At 32.6% G+C, this 21147-nt stretch carries 22 protein-coding genes and 1 riboswitch; of the genes, 2 read left to right on the top strand and 20 right to left on the bottom strand.

Annotation, left to right across the window (positions count from 1 at the left end; all coding sequences use genetic code 11):
* Positions 1–72 precede the first annotated feature (72 nt).
* The 7 genes from KPL37_RS14140 to KPL37_RS14115 all read right to left on the bottom strand — a co-directional run bounded on the left by KPL37_RS14140 (position 73) and on the right by KPL37_RS14115 (position 5916).
* Complete coding sequence (locus KPL37_RS14140) at positions 73–1542, bottom strand: glycoside hydrolase family 32 protein (protein ID WP_216150384.1); 1470 nt, start codon at positions 1540–1542, stop codon at positions 73–75.
* On the bottom strand, positions 1535–2956 hold the full coding sequence (locus tag KPL37_RS14135; RefSeq protein ID WP_216150383.1) for a PTS transporter subunit EIIC: 1422 nt from the start codon (positions 2954–2956) through the stop codon (positions 1535–1537). Before KPL37_RS14135 ends, KPL37_RS14140 begins: the two co-directional genes overlap by 8 nt.
* Before the next feature lie 324 nt (positions 2957–3280).
* Complete coding sequence (locus tag KPL37_RS14130; RefSeq protein WP_246578298.1) at positions 3281–4255, bottom strand: LacI family DNA-binding transcriptional regulator; 975 nt, start codon at positions 4253–4255, stop codon at positions 3281–3283.
* Positions 4256–4267: 12 nt separating this feature from the next.
* Positions 4268–4393: a hypothetical protein gene (locus KPL37_RS20130; protein WP_281418698.1), complete on the bottom strand. Its 126-nt coding sequence runs from the start codon at positions 4391–4393 to the stop codon at positions 4268–4270.
* Positions 4394–4455: 62 nt separating this feature from the next.
* Complete coding sequence (locus tag KPL37_RS14125; protein ID WP_216150381.1) at positions 4456–4593, bottom strand: hypothetical protein; 138 nt, start codon at positions 4591–4593, stop codon at positions 4456–4458.
* 10 nt (positions 4594–4603) lie between these two features.
* Positions 4604–5029 carry a PadR family transcriptional regulator gene (locus KPL37_RS14120; RefSeq protein WP_425514042.1) on the bottom strand — a complete coding sequence of 142 codons (426 nt, stop codon included), beginning with the start codon at positions 5027–5029 and terminating at the stop codon, positions 4604–4606.
* 38 nt (positions 5030–5067) lie between these two features.
* Positions 5068–5916, bottom strand: coding sequence for a DegV family protein (locus KPL37_RS14115; protein WP_216150377.1), 849 nt, complete (start codon positions 5914–5916; stop codon positions 5068–5070).
* 130 nt (positions 5917–6046) lie between these two features.
* Here KPL37_RS14115 and KPL37_RS14110 point away from each other — a divergent pair, with 130 nt between their 5' ends.
* Complete coding sequence (locus KPL37_RS14110; protein ID WP_216150375.1) at positions 6047–6250, top strand: hypothetical protein; 204 nt, start codon at positions 6047–6049, stop codon at positions 6248–6250.
* A gap of 15 nt (positions 6251–6265) precedes the next feature.
* On the opposite strand, the gene KPL37_RS14105 is transcribed toward KPL37_RS14110, so the two are convergent.
* The 13 genes from KPL37_RS14105 to KPL37_RS14045 all read right to left on the bottom strand — a co-directional run bounded on the left by KPL37_RS14105 (position 6266) and on the right by KPL37_RS14045 (position 19473).
* Positions 6266–8053: an N-acetylglucosaminidase gene (locus tag KPL37_RS14105; RefSeq protein WP_216150374.1), complete on the bottom strand. Its 1788-nt coding sequence runs from the start codon at positions 8051–8053 to the stop codon at positions 6266–6268.
* 382 nt (positions 8054–8435) lie between these two features.
* Positions 8436–9608 (bottom strand): MFS transporter, encoded by a 1173-nt coding sequence (locus KPL37_RS14100; protein WP_216150373.1) that lies wholly within the window; start codon positions 9606–9608, stop codon positions 8436–8438.
* Positions 9609–9685: 77 nt separating this feature from the next.
* Positions 9686–10468, bottom strand: a complete 783-nt coding sequence (locus tag KPL37_RS14095; RefSeq protein ID WP_343216279.1) for a cobalt-precorrin-6A reductase — start codon at positions 10466–10468, stop codon at positions 9686–9688.
* 280 nt (positions 10469–10748) lie between these two features.
* Positions 10749–11465, bottom strand: a complete 717-nt coding sequence (gene cobJ / locus KPL37_RS14090; protein WP_216150372.1) for a precorrin-3B C(17)-methyltransferase — start codon at positions 11463–11465, stop codon at positions 10749–10751.
* A gap of 20 nt (positions 11466–11485) precedes the next feature.
* On the bottom strand, positions 11486–12238 hold the full coding sequence (gene cobM, locus KPL37_RS14085; RefSeq protein WP_216150371.1) for a precorrin-4 C(11)-methyltransferase: 753 nt from the start codon (positions 12236–12238) through the stop codon (positions 11486–11488).
* A gap of 167 nt (positions 12239–12405) precedes the next feature.
* Entirely contained in the window at positions 12406–13071 is a 666-nt protein-coding gene (locus KPL37_RS14080) for a cobalt-factor II C(20)-methyltransferase (RefSeq protein ID WP_216150370.1), read from the bottom strand.
* 39 nt (positions 13072–13110) lie between these two features.
* Complete coding sequence (gene cbiE, locus KPL37_RS14075; RefSeq protein ID WP_246578295.1) at positions 13111–13716, bottom strand: precorrin-6y C5,15-methyltransferase (decarboxylating) subunit CbiE; 606 nt, start codon at positions 13714–13716, stop codon at positions 13111–13113.
* 132 nt (positions 13717–13848) lie between these two features.
* Positions 13849–14934, bottom strand: coding sequence for a cobalt-precorrin-5B (C(1))-methyltransferase CbiD (gene cbiD / locus KPL37_RS14070; RefSeq protein WP_216150369.1), 1086 nt, complete (start codon positions 14932–14934; stop codon positions 13849–13851).
* Positions 14935–14963: 29 nt separating this feature from the next.
* Positions 14964–15191: a ribosomal protein L7/L12 gene (locus KPL37_RS14065; protein WP_246578294.1), complete on the bottom strand. Its 228-nt coding sequence runs from the start codon at positions 15189–15191 to the stop codon at positions 14964–14966.
* A gap of 99 nt (positions 15192–15290) precedes the next feature.
* The gene (locus tag KPL37_RS14060) at positions 15291–15917 is read right to left on the bottom strand and encodes a precorrin-8X methylmutase (RefSeq protein WP_216150366.1); all 627 of its coding nucleotides are present in this window, start codon (positions 15915–15917) and stop codon (positions 15291–15293) included.
* Positions 15918–16036: 119 nt separating this feature from the next.
* Positions 16037–17362 (bottom strand): cobyrinic acid a,c-diamide synthase CobB, encoded by a 1326-nt coding sequence (locus KPL37_RS14055; protein ID WP_216150364.1) that lies wholly within the window; start codon positions 17360–17362, stop codon positions 16037–16039.
* 117 nt (positions 17363–17479) lie between these two features.
* Positions 17480–18568, bottom strand: a complete 1089-nt coding sequence (locus KPL37_RS14050; RefSeq protein WP_216150362.1) for a pyridoxal phosphate-dependent aminotransferase — start codon at positions 18566–18568, stop codon at positions 17480–17482.
* Positions 18569–18639: 71 nt separating this feature from the next.
* The gene (locus tag KPL37_RS14045) at positions 18640–19473 is read right to left on the bottom strand and encodes a sirohydrochlorin cobaltochelatase (protein ID WP_216150360.1); all 834 of its coding nucleotides are present in this window, start codon (positions 19471–19473) and stop codon (positions 18640–18642) included.
* A 160-nt stretch (positions 19474–19633) separates the two neighbouring features.
* A riboswitch (cobalamin riboswitch) is annotated at positions 19634–19763 on the bottom strand.
* Positions 19764–19976: 213 nt separating this feature from the next.
* On the opposite strand from KPL37_RS14045, the gene KPL37_RS14040 reads away from it, so the two are divergent.
* Entirely contained in the window at positions 19977–20888 is a 912-nt protein-coding gene (locus KPL37_RS14040; RefSeq protein WP_343216278.1) for a transposase, read from the top strand.
* Positions 20889–21147 lie beyond the last annotated feature (259 nt).

Genomic DNA, 21147 nt, shown 5'->3' with positions numbered 1-21147 from the left:
AGAAACTTATTCAAGATTTTCACCATTATTACCTTTTTAGTTGCCCGTCCATACCACATTCTAATCCTTATTTTAGAACCCAACCGCTTGATAGTAAGCAATTTCACCTATAGCTTCCCATCCAAAGATGACGTCATGGTGCTGGGTGGTCATGTTAAATGCACGAAAAGCAAATGATTTTTCACCTTCATTTATAAAGATCTCTACAAAACTATTATCAACAAATACATCAACTTGATATCTATTTTTATTTAATCCTTTAGTTTTTCTAATTTTCCCATTTTGTACATCCACAGGAATGTCCAAATTAGATCGATCCACAGAAATATGGTCCCTGTTAAAATCGAATTTCAATTCCCAATAGTCTTTTAAATAACCAAATTTAATTGACATTTCATCTTTATGATTACAAACTTCAAAACTAAGGTGATAGGTATTAGACTTCGTCGTTATCTTTTCATTATGGAAGCTTTGTTTCTTTTTAAATTGTTCCAGTAACTCAGAAGCAACGAAATGAGTTAATCGATTTTGTTTTAATTTTAATTCATATGGCATAGTTAATCCATGTTTCCACATATCTTTATCCGATGGAAGTTCTTGCTGCCCACATCCAAACCACGCCACCATCATAGGAACATTATTCTTACCATAAAATGCTTGCGAAGCATAAAAATCAAATCCTGAATCCACTTCATCACTATATTCCTCATAAAAAACTTTATTTGATATATCTAATTTTCCAACCAAGTATATCGTAGAAAATTGATTTTGATAACGAGTTTCTTCTTTTTCAAGTCCCATTACTGAAACAATTAAGACATCTTTTCCTTCAACTTGAATGAGACTCGGACATTCCAGCATATAACCTTTATCAATTGGAAGAGAAATAATTCCTTGATATACCCAATCAATTAAATCCTGACTAGTATAAAGCAATAACTGACCTACCTCATGCTCATCTTTTGCACCTAACAACATATAATAACTTCCATCTCGCTTAAACACGAATGGATCTCGTATTTCACCCGACATTCCTTCTGGCGCTCCATCAATAATCGGATTTTTTTTCGACTTTTGAATAACACCTACTTTATCCATAATGGCCACTGCTTGTTTAGGAATTTTACCTTGAGGCGTTTTGTAATTTGCGGTATAAAATAGATACAATAACCCGTCTTTTTCAATGGAATTACCAGAGTAGCAACCATTTTTTTCATACTCTTCATCAGGAATAAGTGCAATTTTTTTATCTTCCCAATGAACCAAATCACTTGATTTATAATGTCCCCAATGCTTCATGCCGTGATGAGGTTCTAGTGGAAACCACTGATAGAAAAACTGGTATTGCTTGTTAAAATAAGCAAGTCCATTGGGGTCATTCATCAATCCTGTTTTTGGATAAAGATGATAGTGAGGTAAAAAAGAACTTTTTTGCACAAAATCTTCTAATTGTTTTAAATAAGATACATGTTTATCCTCCACATATGTGTAAGTCTCAAATTTTTGAAATTCCATTTTATTTTTATAAATTATCTTATTCATGTGCCCCTGGTACTCCTTTTAATTTATCGTAAATTATTATGAAAAGTATAGTCAATGAAAAGGCAACTATATTTCCAATAACGTAATGAATCATAACAGGAGGATTTACAATAGTCACACCCGGAATACCCGTTAATCCAAAACCAAGAGCCTTTACACTAAATATTCTCATATAAGCTCCACCAAACCCTGCACCAAGTACCGCACAAGCAAAAGGGATAATCGAATCTTTAATGTTTACGGCGAAAATAGCGGGTTCTGAAACGCCTACTAGTGTTGGTATAAAACTAGATATTGCTATTTCTCTTCTTTTTGATTTTTTCTTTGCTAGTAAAAACATACCTACGCAAGCTCCACCTTGAGCAATAATTGATACTGCCCACAAAGGTTGTATATAATTAAAACCAGTACTGGCAATCAATTGAGCTTCTATACCACCAATAGCATGATGTGTACCTGTTATTACCAGTGGTTGTAAAACTGCAGCAAAAACAAACGCTCCTACAACTCCACCTTTTATATATAATAACTCAATAACAAAACCTAAACCTGATGCAATAACATCTCCTAAAGGTCCAAAAACTAAGAAGAGTGCAGCTGCTGAAACAATAATTGTTAACGTTGGTACTAAAATAAAGGATAATATCTGTGGTACTCGTTTAGTAAGAAATTTTTCAAACTTCGCTAAAAATAGAGAAGTTAGGATAGCTGGAAAAACGCCACCTTGGAAGGCTACTTCAGGAATATTTATTCCAAAAAAGTTCCAATAACTCACATCAGGCAATTTTCCTTGTAAAAAGTCAAAACGATTTCCTAATTCAGGATGAATAAGGACTAAACCTATAATAATACCTAAAACTGGATTTCCACCAAATCTTTTTGTGGCTGAATACATAATAAATACTGGTAAGAAATTTAAGCCAGTTGCAATAATATTAAAAAACGAAGATAGATCGCTAGCCCATTTGTAAGTTTTAGCTAAAGTTGTTTCTAAACCGAATAATCCACTCGTCATAAGAATTGCACGAAGACCTAATATCATAGCACAACCAACAATTCCTGGAATCAAGGCAACAAAAATATCTGAAAAAGCTTTAAACATTTCTTTTAATTTTCCACCATTTTTCTTACCTTCTATTTTAACATCCTCTAAAGAAGATTCTTTTATCCCTGCTTCTTCAATAAATGCCGCATAAACCATGTCTACTAAACCAGTTCCAAAAACCACGTGCAATTGACCACTATTAAAGAAAACCCCCTTTGCTCCTTCAATATTTTCAATTACTGTTTTATCACATTTTGTTGTATCTTTTAACACTAGGCGAAGTCTAGTAACGCAATGAGCAGCGCTTGCTATATTATCTTTCCCTCCAACATTTTCTAAAACTTCTCTTGCAATTTTTTTATAATCCATATCTACACCCCTTAACATTATTTATTTGTTATTTGTTATTTGTTATTTGCTTGTTACGTGTTACGTGTTACTTGTTACTTGTTATTTATCTATTATTTGTTACTTATCTATTATTTGTTATTTATTTGGAACGTTCCATATATGTCAATTTCATTATAATGTAATTTTTTCTAAAATGCAACACTTTTTTTGAAAACGAATTCATTTTATTATTACATCTTTTTTTTACAGAAATTTTTCCACTTTAATTTAAAAAACAGCTCAAAAAAAAGATTGTCCGATAATCAAATCATCAACCAATCTTCATAGCTTTCCATAAATATTTTAGTTAGATTTAGTAGTTTTTAAATCAAGAAATGTTACAGGGAGTACTATACTATTCTGTTGTTTATCTTTATTAACAACAGCAATTAGAAGATTAACCGCCTCTTGTGCAATTTTCTCAACAGGCTGACGAATAGTTGATATTTTCAACTTTTCTGTTGCATAGCTTTGAGATCCATCAAAACCAATTATTTGAACATCCTCTGGAATATCAATTCCCATATCACTCAATGCATCTTGGCAATAACTTGCATAACGATCTGTAGCACAAAATATACCATCAAATTGTTTGCCTTTGTTAAACGCTTCTTTCAAAAATATAGCTATATCCTCGTGAAATGCTGCAGAAGAAGTCTTTGGATTAAATATTTCATAATCCGCATTTTGTTCTTTACAAGCTTCTTCAAAACCTTTTTTTCTAGCTATTAAAGCATTATTACCATCCACTTGTCTCGTTACATGAAGAAGTTTTTGGCAACCTTTTTTTATTAGTTCGTTTACAGCCATTTTACCCCCACCTTCATTGTCACTTGTCACATACGGAATATCCTCATTATAGTAACGCTCAATAGCGACATATGGTATTTTAGAAGTTAGGTAAGGCATAATGTCACTATAAGATATTGAAATAATACCAAAAACTTTGTTTTGTTGGGCGATTTCAAGATATTCTATTTCTGCACGATAATCATCTTGTGAATTACATAATATCAATTTCATACCTTTTTCTTTTAATTTAATTTGCAATTGGTAAGTTAACTCTGAAAAAAACGGATTCCAAACAGTAGGTAAAATAAACACTACATTACTAGATTTATTTGTTTTAAATTCTCGTGCACCTACATCAGGTATATAGGCTAATTCTTTAATAGCTTCTTCTACCTTAATACGGGAAGCTTCTTTTATTCTCACATTATTAATATAATTTGAAACGGTTCCTCTAGAAACATTCGCTCTTTTTGCAACATCATTCATATTTGCCAAAGTCTATTCCTCTTTTCCTGCACTAGCATATTTATTTACAATCTTACTATATATTATCATCATATTAATATCTCTTTCACATTTGATAATATCATATTCTATTCCTGGCGACAATTCTCGTAGCAACATTAAGTGCTAGATAATTTGTTTTTCTACAACTAAAGGTTGCAGATGAATCTATTATAATTCACCTACAACCCTTTATGTTTTAACAACATTTTGGAAGCTTCAAGTCTGCCATCTTCTATAAGTGGCAATTGTCTAGCCCAGTAAAATTGCTTTGGTGGCAGTCTAAATCTGCTTCCAAAGTTGTTAATTTTCAGCTCCACAGGAGATGATTTAATTATACAAATCACTATAAATAATTTTAAATACTTCTAACGCTTCCTCAATCTTATCTTGCAGTAAGTATTTCTTATTTTCAAGCTCGTTTCTACCTTGCTCTGTGATTTTGTAAATTTTCTGTACTTTTTTAGATTCATTCCACTCTCCAACTACTAGTTTTTCTTTTTCTAACTTTTTTAATAGAGGATATATTCCGCCTGTACTAGGAATCCAATGACCATCTGTTCTTTCGCCTATCTTATGAGATATATCGTTCCCATTAGTTTCTCCGAGACTTAGAGTATACAATACATACAAAGGTAACAATCCTTTTGTGAATACTTGACCCACTGCTTCTTTTTCCTTTTTAACTTTTCGAAGCTCCAAAAGTTTTTTCTTGTATTCAATGTATAATCTCTTTTCCTCGGCTTTAATGTCTATCTCATTTTCTTTACTTACTTCATTAGTAGGCTTTTTATCTAAGGTTCTTCTATGCAAACCATTCCTACTAAACCTGGTCCACTATGAACACCTGATACAGGACTTATATATCCTCCAAATTCTATGGAAATAACATTTGGATGTTTTCCTATTTTCTCCATTACTTGTTTTGTCTCATCCATTGCATCACCATGCAACATATAGACCCTACATTTCTTATTATCCAAAATGTTATTTGTTAGTTCTATAAGTTTATTAAGAGATTGTTTTCTACCACGTACCTTTTCGACAGTACAATACTTACCATCATCATCAAAAGATATTATAGGTTTAATGTTTAAAAGCTCAGCTATTGTTCCTGAAACTTTCCCTATTCTTCCACCTTTTTTTAAGTACTCTAAAGTACCCACTACAAAATATAGATGAATTCTTTCTTTAATAGATGGAATAGCATTAACTATTTCCTCAAAGCTCTTACCTTCTTGTATAAGCCTTCCACATTCTGTAACTATCAATCCCTCACCAAGTGCTATTGATTGTGAATCACATACGTGAGTTATAATTCCTGGATGATTGTCACTTGTAAGTTTCATTGCATTATATATACCAGATAACCCAGTAGATAAAGTTATTGCTATAGCATGGGTGTAACCCTCATCTTCGAGTCTTAGAAATAAATCCTCCATATCCTTCATTGATGGCAATGATGATGTAGGTACTTCTATCTTCATATTATCATAAACTTCTTGCGGTGTTATATCTACATTATCCAAATACTCTCTATCAGAATAGATAATCCTAAAGGGTAATACATTAATACTGTATTTCTGTGTTACGTCACTTCGCAAATCGCTTGTAGTGTCCGTTATAAGCGCTATTTTGTCCAAACTAACCCCTCCTACATTAAATATTATAATCATTATATCACTATAATAAATGTGTATCAATACTGATACATATATATTCATTTATATATTAATTTGTCCAAAAATTATAAATATATACAATTTATAAAATGTGGCGAAATGTGAGGGACGGTTAACAACTAATGCTTTTATTTTAATGCCCAAACTTAAGGGACGGTTAACAACTAATGCTTTTATTTTAATGCCCAAACTTGAGGGACGGTTAACAACTAATGCTTTTATTTTAATGCCCAAACTTGAGGGACGGTTAACAACTAATGCTTGTTTTAATACCCCAAACTTGAGGGACGGTTAACAACTAATGCTTGTCTTACTTATAAACTGGAATATCAAATGTTAACTTAGCGTCAGGAAATGCGTCAAAATATTGTTTAATAATTCTTATTTGACTATTTGCCCAATTAACATCTGTTGCATATTGATGAGATATATTTAAAGCATTCCATCTCATTTTATAAAGCGTATTTTGACCTTGGCCTATATATTTTCCTGAAATAAATGATGCCCCTCCATAAATTGACAAATCCACACTTGTCCATCCGTTTTTGTATGCAGTGCTTGTCCCACCTGCATCCGCATCACTATCGATTGCACCAATACCAAACAAATTATATACAGGTACACCATAAGTATTCTCTCCTGTAAGCTTTTTTGTACCACCATTTGCCAAAACTGAAGTACCATGTCCTGTTTCTAGTATTGCATGACCCGCTAAATATAAAGGATTTACATTAGTCTCTTTTGCTGCATCAATAAATACTTGACCTTTGCCACTTAATGCATTATTTTCTCCAAACATTGTGTTTAATTCTTCAGCACTTATACAATCAGAATAATTAAGCTCTACAAATTCATAAATTTTAACTGAATCATTTTGTATATTTTGGGGATCTATATTTCTTGTAAGTTGACTTTTAATGTTATCATAAACTTCTTGTGATGCTACCCATTTTTGATTAGTTTTACCTATATTTAAGTAATACCCGCATTTTCCATCTTTTACAGCAGCATAACACCATTGTCCACCAATGGCCGCTGCTGGAGTTCTTTGCATTTCTTGGGTGATAAGACCACTTACTGATGTATTATAATTTGTTAACTTAAATGTATTATTCCCCTTTGATACTATTTCATCTAATATATTAATGTTAGATATTCTATTGCTAAATTCAGCTTGTTTTTTAGCATCTTTAACTGCTTGTATAAGTCCATTTGCTTTAGTAACATCTACATCCATTTTTGAATTCTCAGCAAAGCTTATTGCTGTTTCTGCCGCATTTTCTGCTTTTCCTTCATTTGCTTCTGTCTGAAGAGCTACTATTTGCACTTCTGCAGCTACTAATGTATTAAGTTTTGTAACTAATGCCTTTTGTGTGCTAGTTATTGCCGTATAAGCACTTCTCACTGCTACTACCCCTGTTTGGTTTAATAATGTTAATGCATTTACTGTTGGCAATGCTATTATTTTAGTATCGACTAATTTTGCTGCAGTTGTATCCGCTAAACTAGGCTTTGCTCCAACTACAACATTAACTTTTACAGAAGGTTTTGTTCCAGTTACATCATTTGGAAGTGTATAAGCACCGGTAAATATGTATGTTGCTGGTTTTATCCCATCATAATTGAGGCTTGTCCAAGTAACACTTACGTCTTTAGTTGTATTGTCACTTAATTTAAGTGTAACTGTTGTTGGTAGACCAATATTTGCAGCAGTTACTCCATATATTACATTTTTAGTAGCAATAGAACTAACAGATTTAACTGTTATTACAGCCACATGATCTTTATCTCCAACATCAAAATTTGATGTCCCATCATCATTCTTATAAGTTACAGCTGGTATAATGTTTGCATTAATTGTAGCTTCTGTAATATTGCTTTTCCAATTCCCCTCAAAATCTTTAACATAAACTTCTCCACCTGCTATTATTGCACTGGCAATTTCACTAGCATTTGCCTGATCATTAGCATACGTTAAGTCGAAAGCTTTATTACCTATAACAACACTGCCACTTCCCATTGATGCAAATGTCGTGATGGATGTTGAACCTGCCATCATTAAAGCAGCAATAATTGAGCTTGTAATTTTCTTATTCATTAACCTGTACCCCCATTTTCTATGCTCTAATTTTGATTTTCTTTATTTTTTACTCTTTATTTAATATTCAAGTAAAATATTAGTAATATTTGAATCGTCTTCATAAGCTAAGAATAATAAATTTTTTCAAAAGTTTATACTTAAATAACGCTTACAATTGTAATTTAGTTGCATTTTTCTATTATTTTATGTAAAAATCCATAAAATACAAAACATTTATTAACATACTTGAATAAAACATTATTCTTATTATCGAGATTATTTAAAACAACTTAACATATATTTTTACTAATTTATCGTCTTATTTTTCTAAATAAACTACACAAAAAAATAAAAATAGACTAAACACTTTTTTAAAAGTATCTAATCTATCTGTATAAGTTTATGCTAATCGCCTTTTTCTTATAAATCCATTAATTTTCTCAGAGCCTAACAACATGATTAACATACAGCATAATAAAAAGTACGGGAAAATTGATATACTTGTTTTAGATGCTATATATCCTAAAATAGGAGGCATAAACATACTTCCCATATATGCAAATCCCATTTGTATTCCCATAATTGATTGTGATGATGCCTTTCCAAAGCGCTGGGGTGTTTCATGGAGCATACAAGGGAAAATTGGTGCACAACCTAGCCCCACAAGAATTAACCCAATCATTGAAAAATAAATTGGTAAAGGCAATAATAGGAATACTGCTCCTATTATACAAGTAATTTGTCCTGCTCTAATTAGTATTTTATTATTAAGTTTCATTGTAAGAAATCCAGATAGTAGCCTTCCTAGGGTGATTCCTCCATAGAATAGTGAAATCCACCTTGCGGCCTTTCCTGGGGATAACCCCTTATAATTCACTAAATAACTACTTCCCCATAGTCCTGCTGTACTTTCCGTTGCACAGTAGAATACGAAGGAAACCAATGCCAATTTTACACCTGGTATTTTAAAAACATTGGTAGTCTTTGTAATTTTCTCTTCTTCACTTTCTTTATCATATCTCTTTTCAACTTTTTTCCATAATGGTAGAGTTATAAAAAGTATAAATACCAAACATAACTGGATTATCGCAATTGTAGCGTATCCTTTTTTCCATTGATTATTATTAGATATAAACAATGACATAATGATTGGCCCTATTGTAGCCCCAACTCCCCAGAAACAATGAAGCCAACTCATATGCTTTGCCTTATAATGTAATGCTACAAAATTATTTAAAGATGCATCTACTGCGCCTCCACCAATGCCCAATGGAATAGCCATTATACATAACCATATAAATGAGGGCGCGACTGAAAATCCAAATAATGCCATAGCTGTCATAGTTACGCTAACAAATGTAAGTTTTCCTGTACCAATTTTTTTAATTAATCTATCACTGAATAAACTTGAAACAATTGTCCCAAATGATACGATCATAAATATCACGCCAGCACTAGAAAGTCCTACAGATAAATCAGTCTTCATAGCAGGCCATGCTGAACCTAATAATGAATCCGGTAAACCAAGGCTAATAAATGCCAAATAAATAATAATTAACAGCAATGTTAGCATAGTATTCTTCTCCTTTAAAATGGTGAAAAAAACGGGGACGGTTAACAACTAATTGCTTTAAAACTAGTCTTGTTATCTCACCCAAGTACTTCCATTAAGCCAGAAATATATTTTACAACTTCCATTTCACTGTAAAATACTTTTGAGTACTCCATAGGTTTTCTTCCAATTATAAATGCCATTATATTATTATCAATAGCAGCTTTTATTTTATCGTAAGTTCCACCTTGAACTCCGCTATCTTTCATAAGTATCGCTTTAGCCCTATATTCATTGATAAAGCCACAATTAAGTTCATACCCTATTGGTCCCTTCATTGCTACTATATCATCTACCTCAACTCCAAGGTCTAACATCTCTACTAATACCTTAACTGAAGGCAGTACCCTATGTATTACTCTATTCTTTAAATTAAAGTCTAAAATTTTACCAATGTTTCTGCTACCAGTGGTATTAAGGATAGTTCCATCTATGGTTTTAAGATATACATAAAGGCTCTCATAATCTTCAACAATAACAACATTTTTGTTATCTTTAAATTTCTTAAGAACTGGTGGCCTCTCATATCTAACATATTCTACTCCGCAGGCTTTGCACGCTTCAATTGCATTTTCTGTAATCTCTAGTGCATATGGATGGGATGCATCAATTAAAATTTTTATATCATTCTCTTTTATAACTTGCATAAGTCCCACTAAATCCAATGGTTTCTCATTAAAAACCTTATATTTATAATCTTTCAAAAGCTCTGCACCATATGCAGTAGCTGTTGATATAAAAATATCCTCTGTAAAATTATTTAACCCTGAGAGAATATTTTTCCCTTCTGAAGTACCTACAATTAAACCTATCATCATCATTCACTCCTGTCCACCTTAATAGTGTTCGCTAGAAAATAGCGGGATATGTGAGGACATGCTTGGGACGGTTAACAACTAACTAGTGTTTATGATGTTTAAAATTACGGATAAAAGCGGTAATTTAAAACACGATTAAAAGCGGGGACAGTTAATAACTTTCCCCTGCTTATTGTTATGTTAAAGCTCATTAGTTGTTAACCGTCCCCCCGCTTTTATTTATTAAAAGTTCATTAGTTGTTAACTGTCCCTCTACTTTCCATCCCGAACTTGCTCTGTTGTTCTAAACTTTATATCCTCTAGGTGTTATAAATTTACCATCTTTTACGTAACTTTGACTGTTACCAATTATAACAATTGATAACATATCGGCTATGTTCTCGTCAAAAGTATCTAATGTTGATATACTTACTTCTTGACCCTCTCTGAGTGCATTTTTAACTACAGCTATTGGAGTTGTTCCATCTCTGTGCATTTTTATTATATTTACACAATCTCTTAAATAATTTGGTCTACCCTTACTTTTAGGATTGTATAATGATATAACAAAATCACCTTCTGCAGCCAGACTTACTCTATTTTGAATTAATTCGTATGGCGTCATTAAGTCACTCAAACTTATATTACAGTTATCATGCATTAACGGTGCACCAAGTACTGATGCAGCTGCGGAGGATGCTGTAACCCCTGGAATAACCTCCACTTCCTCATCAACCCTAAGCTGAAGAATTAGTCCAGCCATTCCATAGATGCCAGAATCTCCGGTACTTACTACGCTCACAATCTTATCATGACTAAGCTCTAATGCCTTTTTGCATCTCTCTTCCTCACCCTTCATACCTGTTGAGAAAATTTCTTTGCTAGCAAGTAACGGCTTTATCATATCTATATATTTGTTATAACCTACAACTATATCACTTTCTTTAATGGCGTCCATTGCTCTTATTGTCATATGCGAAAGTCCACCTGGGCCTATTCCAATTACATATAATTTCCCCAATCTAACGTCCCCTTCACTGTCTATTTTTTTCCTTCTCGAAACATGTGTGTAAATGTCTTATCATACAAAAGGCTTTTTTCATATTCACAATCTATGAAATCACCTACAAGAATTTGAGCACATTTTGTTATTTTAGCTTCTTTTACTTTTTCTGCTATATCATCTAAAGTCCCAATAATAGCTCTTTCATCTGCCCAGGTAGCTCTCTCAATAACAGCTATTGGAACGTTTCTACCGTAACCTGCCTTAAGTTTTGCAACTACTTTATCAATCATACTTATAGATAAGAAAATGGCCATTGACGCCCCAATTGATGCAAGTTTTTCCAAGTCCTCAGTTTCTGGCACTGGAGTTCTGCCCTCAACCCTTGTGAGTATTAGGGTTTGAGTTACACTTGGTAGCGTAAATTCTTTTTTGATAACTGATGCTGCTGCTGAGAAGGAGCTTACCCCTGGCACAATAGAATAATCTATATTTAATTTATCTAGTTCATCCATCTGCTCTTTTATTGCTCCATATATAGCTGGGTCGCCGGTATGAAGTCTTACCACATTTTTGTTTTCACTATCTGCTTTTTTCATAACCTCGATAACATCCTCAAGAGTCATAGAAGCTGAATTGTGAACTATTACATCTTTTTTGCAAAATGTTATATGCTCAGCACTTACAAGTGATCCCGCATAAATAACCACATCTGCAGTCGATAATACATTTCTTCCTTTAACTGTAATTAAATCCACATCACCTGGGCCTGCGCCAATAAAATAAACCATTAAAATCACCTCTCATTTATTATTGTTGTTATTATATTGTTGAATTAGTTGAATTAGTTGTTAACCGTCCCCACGTTGTTCCATGGATTTCACCAATTAGTTGTTAACTGTCCCTACCTTATCGTTTAATTAGTTACTAACTGTCCCCGCCTTAAACTTGTTTTTCCTTACTCTTTCTTCGCTATTATTAAACTCATATATTCTTTGTTTTTTAATATATCTTCGCGACATCGAAGGACTTCTTGTCCTTCTCTACCAGCTCTTTTAACATATACATATTTGTAACCCTTTGCTTCAAGGCAATCTAAAACTTTTTCTTCTATTTTATAAACCTTCATAATTACTAGAAATTTTTCATCTTTTATAGTATCAAGTCTTGATGCTGGAAGTATTAAGAGCGGTTCATTTCCAATCACTAAATACTCATTGGCAATGCTTGCACAAGCACAAAATGAAGTTATACCAGGAACCGTCTCAACTTCGTATCCACTTTCCTTAATGTAATTCAATAAATATATATATGTGCTATATATAAATGGATCTCCTATAGTTAAAAAAGCTACATCTTTTCCAGCTTTTAATTTCTCTTCAATAGACTTAAATGCTTCATAAATCTTCGCTTCCTGCTCTGCTCCACCCATAGGAAAATGTTTAACTAACACTTCTGAGTTCTTGCTAATATATTCCTCAGCTATTTCATGGGCTATGCTTTTCCCACCATTCATTGCGCTTGGAACTACTATAACATCACATTTACCAATAGTTTTTATTGCCTTTATAGTAAGAAGTTCCTTATCTCCAGGTCCTACTCCTACCCCATACAATTTTGCCATGGTTATCCCTCCATCCTTAGTAAAATAGTCTGTAGATACTTAATTCATATTTTCTATAACAACCACACTAAGATCATCAAAAACTTTATCCTTAATTTCTGATACTGTACCTTTTACAATTTTCTCATCCACGTATGATAATTCCATACCAACATATACCGTAGCTGTTATATTATTATCAAAAAGTTTTCTACATAAAGCTTGCGGTGAATTACTTTTATCTGTGAGCCACACAGATATCTCATGCCTTTGCACAATTTCTATAAAATCTTCTTGCCTACCATGCATACTACCTAAATGGGCATTTTGCCACGGTTTTTTGAGTTTACACATTAAATATTGAAAAGAACTTATACCAGGTACTACCTCTATTTCACCTTTAAAGTTATTATTTATATAGTTTACTATACCATAAAAACATGGATCACCGGATGCTATTATTGAGATATTTTTGTCAATGTTTTCTGTTATATAATCCATAATGTCCTTTAATGTTTTAACTACTATCTTTTGAACATCAGTTTTAGGTATACTCGCCATCGCTCTTTCAAACCCTAAAATCACATCCACTTTTTCCATAGTCTCTATTGCCAAAGGAATAATATATTTTGTGCTTCCAGGCCCAATGCCCACTATATAAACCATATTTTTCTGCAACCTTTCACTATTTATTCATCTATTAGTTGTTAACCGTCCCCACCTATTTGACTGATTGATTATCTGTTTTATTGATTGCATGCTAGGACAAGCATTGTGCTCATTAATTGTTAACCGTCCCTACTTATCTTCCCTAGTGTCACACAAAATTCCTTTATTCATAGAAAACATGATAACTTCTGCAGGTATAGTTTCATATGTATACTGGAATAATTTTTTCTTTACTTTATTTGCAATGTTAATATATATTTCATTATAATCATCACCTAATAAATTTATTGCACCCTCAGTAGTTTTTTCTTTATAAACCTTAGCTACAATATCTGTAGGTGCACCTATTAAGGCTAATTCAAGAGCTATTACCTCTAGCCTCACATCGCATACCCTACTGTGAGTTTGAAAACATCCTGCTGCAATTTTGCATGCTTTACCTATATGTCCTATAAGCAAAATGTTTTTTATATGTTTTTCCATGCAGCTATTTAAAGCAAATCCTATATAGTTTGAAACCATTACTATATTATCCGATTTAAGACCTATCTTCGACGCCATATCCTCTCCCATATTACCAAATACTAATGTAAGATCTTTATGCCCAGCAGCTCTTTTTTGAGATATTTCTATATTAATGGATTCTGTAAGGGCTTCTTGTGACATTGGCGTTACTATACCTGTAGTTCCTAGTATTGATATACCACCCTCAATTCCAAGCCTTGGGTTAAATGTTTTCTTAGCTACCTCTTCCCCCTTGGGTACGAATACGGTTATTTTAATTCCAGCGTCTTTCGGTAGCACTTCCTTTACTTCTTTTTCTATCATTTTTCTGGGTACCGGATTAATTGCCCATTCTCCCTTAGGTACGTATAATCCTTCTCCTCTAACTATTCCAACGCCTATTCCACCTTTTAAGGTATATCCTGATTGTGATTTTTCAGCCCTTGACCAAATTTCCATGCCATGAGTTGCATCAGGATCATCTCCACCATCTTTTATAATGCAACACTCAACAAAGTTTTCCCCTTTTACTACCTTATATATTGGAAGCAATAATTCTATGCCCTTTTGGGTGTCTATCTTTATCTCATCTATATCGGTATCATAAAACAATATTTGTGTAGCCGCTTTTGCAGCCGCAGCTGCGCAAGATCCAGTTGTATACCCACATCTAAGTTTTTTACCATTAAAATTAACATATAAATCAAGCATTATTCTATACCCCCTGCTAAGGTTGTTATTTATTTTAGGTTATCGACATAATCTTTTGCTTCCTTTAATTCAAGTCCAGTAACCTCTCTTAATTTTTTTATCGCCTTAATTTTTCCATTTTTTTCTATGATACTTCTTAGCTCATCGTCTAAAGGATCTTTTGGAACTCCAACCTGGTTCGCAATCTTAATTAAATTTGAGTTCATGCGAGTTATACGTTTTTGCAATGAATCTATCTTACTTGTAAGTACTAACATATAAAGCACAATTACAAAGAGTATTAAATAATCCATATTATATCTCCTCTTCCCTATTATTATATTAATTCGGAATTAAAAAAATTCTCGAGCTGCGTGCTAACTTCTGTTTACTATCATATACATTAATGCGTTCAATATAGATGCAGCCACTGTGCTTCCACCTTTTCTTCCCCTGACAACAATCATTGGGATGTCCAATTGCTCTATTTCCATTTTAGATTCCGCAGCTCCCACAAACCCAATAGGCGCTGCTAATATAAATTTAGCATTACATTTCCCTTCCTCAATTAATTCCTTTAATCTAAACAAAGCTGTAGGTGCATTACCAAAAACAAAGAACTCAACTCCATCTTCTACCGCTTTCTCAACCGCTGCCATAGAACGCGTTATGTGACGATCCTTTGCTATTTCAGCCACCTTTTCATCACTGACAAAACATAAAGCATTACACTTCAAATCTTTAAGAGCTTTTTTATTTATGCCTGCTAGTGCCATTTTTGTATCAGTGTATATAGTTACTCCTTTTTCAAGTAATTCTAAAGCCGAATCTATTGCTCCCTCACGAATGTACACTATATTTTTATAATCAAAATCTGCCGTAGTATGTATTACTCTTTTAATTATCGAAAGCTCTCTACCCGAAAAATAATGTTCTCCCATTTCTTGTCCAATGATTTCAAAACTTCTTTTTTCTATATCCATAGGAATTTTTATGTACTCCATATTTTAATCTCCTTTTGTTTTAAGATAAGTGTCCCCTTAGTGGGGACGGTTAACAACTAATTGACTTATCTCACCTATAAATAGGTGGGGACAGTTAACAACTAATTGACCTAATTCCCCTATTCAAAAATTTTTGTAAACCATGACAGGTTTCCAAAAAAATGCACATGTCCATATACCGCTATAGTATTTTTTTTAATATATCCACATAACCAACTTTTCTTGCTTCCATCATAAACCTCTTTAGAAAGCTTAAAAATCTTTTCTTCTGGTAAATCAACGAAAGACTTATGAAACTCATGGCAATTTATGCTCATATTCTTAGGCAAAATAGTATTTTCTACTTCTACCTTAATTTCTGCATATCCAAAATTCTGAAGTTTTGTGGTTAAGGTATAATATCCATTAAAAAAACCAACAATTTTATGTGCAATTTGTTCTTCGCCTAGAGGTTTTCCCCCTAAAGTAAGATACATTAATCCTCCACATTCGGCGTAACAGTTCAGCCCATTATCTAAAGCCTTTCTTATACTCTGAATCATAGATGTATTCCTCGCTAACTGCTCTACAAATACCTCGGGGTACCCCCCACCTAGATAAAGAAAATCAATATTATCAGGTAGCGCCTTATCAATAAGTGGACTAAAGTATATGACTTCCCCCAATTCCTCTAGAAGCTCTAAATTCTCTTTATAGTAAAAACTAAAAGCTTTATCATAGGCCACAGCTATTTTTTTTCCCTTATTTTCAACATGAAAATCATCTCTGTATTTTTTATTTTCTTTAAATTGCTCTAATAATAGATCCATATCTAAATGTTTTTCTAATAATTGGGCGCAAATTTCAATTTTTTCTTCAAGATCCTTTATTTCGCTACTTTGAATTAACCCTAAATGCCTACTTTTTAAAGATAATCGTTCATCTTTCGGAAGATACCCTAAAACCTTTATATTACAGTTTTTATTAATTGCCGATTTAAGCAACTTATAGTAACTCTGTGTTATATTATTCAATATTATGCCACGTATATCTGCATCCTTAAAATTAACTATTCCATTTATTTCGGCACAAAAGGTTGCTACTTGAGCTTTTGGAGACAGTACAAGTATAATAGGTAGGTCTAAAACCTTAGACACATGATACGTAGAATATGCTGTATCTATACCCTTGCCATCATATAATCCCATTACACCCTCAACTACTGCTAAATCACCACGCCCTCTAGAAAAACTAGCCTTAACTCCGGCCTCACCCATAAGATATAGATCCAAGTTTCTTGAATCTTGACCCGTTATCTTTGAATGAAAAGCTGAATCTATATAATCAGGTCCTACTTTATAACCCTGCACCTTAAGGCCCCTATTTTTTAAAGCTTTCATAATTCCAAGTGTTACTGTAGTTTTACCACCACCACTGGAATTTGAAGCTACAACTATGCTCTTCATTTACACTCACATCCTTTTATGGACTTGCCTTTGAAATCAATTAGTTGTTAACCGTCCCTCAAGTTTTGACCCAACCCTTAAGTTCAATTAGTTGTTAACCGTCCCCCAAATTTTCGCCTAATGTTCTAATTTTTTTAAGCATTGGATCAATTTTTCATTTCTACCATTATCCTTAATAGCCAGCCTTATAAACTGTTTGTCTAGTCCCCTAAAATTGTCTGCTTTTCTTATGACAAATCCTTGATCTAGACATAGTTTATATAATTCATCTGAATTTAGTCCTTTTAATTTGCATAATACAAAATTACCATAAGTTAAAAATACCTTGTCTATAAATGAAATATTGTTTAACGATTTCAACAAAATAGGTCTTTCATCTTTTATCCATTGTTTACTTTTTTCAATATACTCAACATCCTTTAGAACATTAATTGCTGCAACTTCCGCAAAACAGTTTATATTCCAAGGGTTTTGTTTATCTTTAATCCTTTTTATTAGTTTAGCATTACTACTCACTCCATAACCAAACCTTATTCCAGGCATTGCAAAAAATTTTGTTATAGCTCTTATTATAAATAAACATTTGTATGTTTTAACACTCTGCGCGAAACTGTGAAAATCATCTCCCGTAAATTCTATAAAAGCCTCATCTATTATTATAACTTTGTTATTGCTCTCACAATAATCAAGAATGTTTTGGAACTTAGCTTTATCAATAATATTACCATTAGGATTGTTAGGATTAGCTAAAATTACCCCTTCTACACTTCGTAATTTATTAAGAATATCCTCATAATCATAAGAAAGCTGCGCATATTTATGCTTTAGCAAAACAGTTCCATTAAAATCCTCTTTTAAGTGTGAATATTCTATATTACAAGCCCACTTTTTAGCGTCAATCTCATACTCTACAAAGGAAGGTACTACAATTAGTAAACTTCTAAGGCAAGATATAACTAAATCAATTATTTCAGCTGCTCCATTTCCTAAAACAAAATACTCTTCTGGACAACTAATGTAACCACCTAATGCCCCTAGTACATTCCTGTATTGAATATCTGGATACCTAGTTAACGCATCTACTGCACCACTAATATTATCAGTAAAACTTTTAGGAACTCCAAGTGGATTTATATTAGAACTATAATCTATTAATTCTTTTCCCTCAAGTAACCCATTAGTATAAATATCTCCACCATGTATCATTGAATACCTTCCTTTCTTCCGGGCACCCCCACTATACTTGCTATTTTGTCTACAAGTATTCACACTGGATTTTAAATACCCTTATGTGTTTTTCCTACATTTTTAAACTTTTCATCAATTACATCATTGATGTGCTGTATATAAATATCTTGAACGCCAATATTTTCTCCAAGCCCATGTAGATATATTTTAACTTTAAATCCCTCTGATTCTAAAATATTTTTCCAAGACTCTTCCTTTTCTCCTACCATATCATTTTTAACATGATCCCCTGCAACTAAAAGTAGTGGCATTAGAATAACTTCTTTAATTCCATCGGCTATAACATTTGGTATTACTCTATCCAATGTTGGATATCCTTCAACTGTTGCTACATGAACATTTTTAAACCCTCTATCTCTCAGAACACTTTCGAAGCAACAATATACTGCATTCGCAATATGACTTGTACCATGGCCCATTAAAATTACTGTGTCGTCTTTTGGCAATTGCTTTGATAAAGCATCAACCATTATTGTATAATCATCCGGCACGCCAGCCTGTTCTCCCTTAAAACATATAAGAGGTCTTCCTACCAAAATGTTATCAAATACATTACATGCTTTATATCTTTTAACTACATTATTTACATAATCAAATTCGGCTCCTGGAATAACATGCAAAGGCTGAACAATTACCTCATTATACCCCTCATTCTTTAGTTTTTCCAAAGCTTCCTCTGGTGTATCTATATAAATATTATCTCTATTTTTAAGAACCTTAAGAATAACATGCGAAGTAAACGCTCTCCTTATATCATAATCTACAAAGGTATTTTTAATTTTATCTTCTATTACATCAATAGTTACTTTTCTTGTATCTTCATATGTTGTTCCAAAACTTACAACTAAAATTGCTTTCTTCATTGTTTTCTTCCACCTTATCATGTATTTTCCGGAATTTTGAACTCTATTTGCTCTTAATATCTTTTCAAAAAACAAAAAGTAGTTCACTTAAGATAGCGACTACTTTTTAATTAATTCGTAATAAATTAACTGCATTAAAAAGTTCTTTCCCTCCGAAAGCTTTGTTAACATCATTTAGGCAGGTCTCCTGGCTTTTGATTTCTCAATTACAGTAGCGGGGGCTGCTGTGGATTTTAACCACATTCCCTTTTCACCTAATATTCTAGGCACCTAAAATTATATTCTATTATACTATTAGTTTATTATACTTAAAGGGCGGTGTCAATATCATTGTAAAACTTAAATGACCCTAGATAGGGACGGTTAACAACTAATTGATTTCTTAAGTAAAGCTGATAAGGCGGGGACGGTTAACAACTAATAAATATTTACCTAAAAAATGAATATCATTACACTTCCTTGGAAACAATTAAAATAATACTTTATCAGGAGAGGTGATTTTTGTGCCAAGAGCGGCAAGAGTAAAAACAGATGAGTCGATATTTCATATCATGTGCAAAAGTATAAGTGAAGTAACTTTATTCAAAGACGATGAAGATAAGAAACGGTATTTATTGCTTATAAAGAAGTATAAAACCCTCCACAATTTCAAACTTTATGGGTACTGTCTTATGGATAACCACGTACATTTAATGATTGATGCTAATGGATGTGATATATCAAAAATAATGCACGGGATAAATTTTTCTTATGCAATGTACTTTAATAGAAAATATAAAAGAGAAGGACACCTTTTTAAAGATAGATTTAAGAGTAAAATAGTTTATAGCGACAGGTATTTAAGGACTTTATCTCTTTACATGCACAATAATCCTACAGATATAGTCGAGTATAAAGATTCTCCTGAAAAATACACTTTTTCTAGTCTATCAATATTTTTAGGAAAAACTCCCGATTCTTTTCACCTAGTTGATTATGTATTCGTTATGAGTCTCTTCGGCACTAACCTTAAAAGTGCAAGAAAAAATTACTATGAGCTTCTTTTCAAATGTAATGAAGAAAAATTAGAACAGGAGATGGAATTTGAAGATGAAAAGACAGATTATAATAGCGAAAGGAAGATACTAGTACGCAACTTTAAATCAGATGATATATTAGAGTTTATAGCATCAGAAATGAATATATCAAAAATTCATTTTCACACGAAGTACAGTAGAAATTTTGTTAATGCAAAAGCTTTAGCAGTTGTTTTAATGAGGAGCCTGTGCAATTTCAACTCAAAAGACATATCTAACACTCTTGGTAATATTACACAAGCTAGAGTATCTAGATTAAGCACTATTGGCATAGACTTAATTGGAACAGAAGAGAAATATCAAAATATTATTGGTGATTTTATTATATGTTATGCTTAATAATTATTAATTTTCATATTCATATAATAAATAAATTTTTACAATGATAGCTAAATATACTTATTTCGCTGATATTGGACAAGCATTAGAAATACAATACCTATTAATACATATAATCAAAATACTAAATTAATTAGTCAGCTTAGTCAATCGAGTAGGAGCTAAATAATTAGTTTATTTAGCGACCTCTCACACCACCGTGCGTACCGTTCGGTACACGGCGGTTCAATAGAAATTAATGTTTTAATAAATATGTTTC

This window comes from Clostridium frigoris, from assembly GCF_018861865.1.
Classification (GTDB): domain Bacteria; phylum Bacillota; class Clostridia; order Clostridiales; family Clostridiaceae; genus Clostridium_AD; species Clostridium_AD frigoris.
This window is presented reverse-complemented; position numbering and strand designations above follow the sequence as displayed.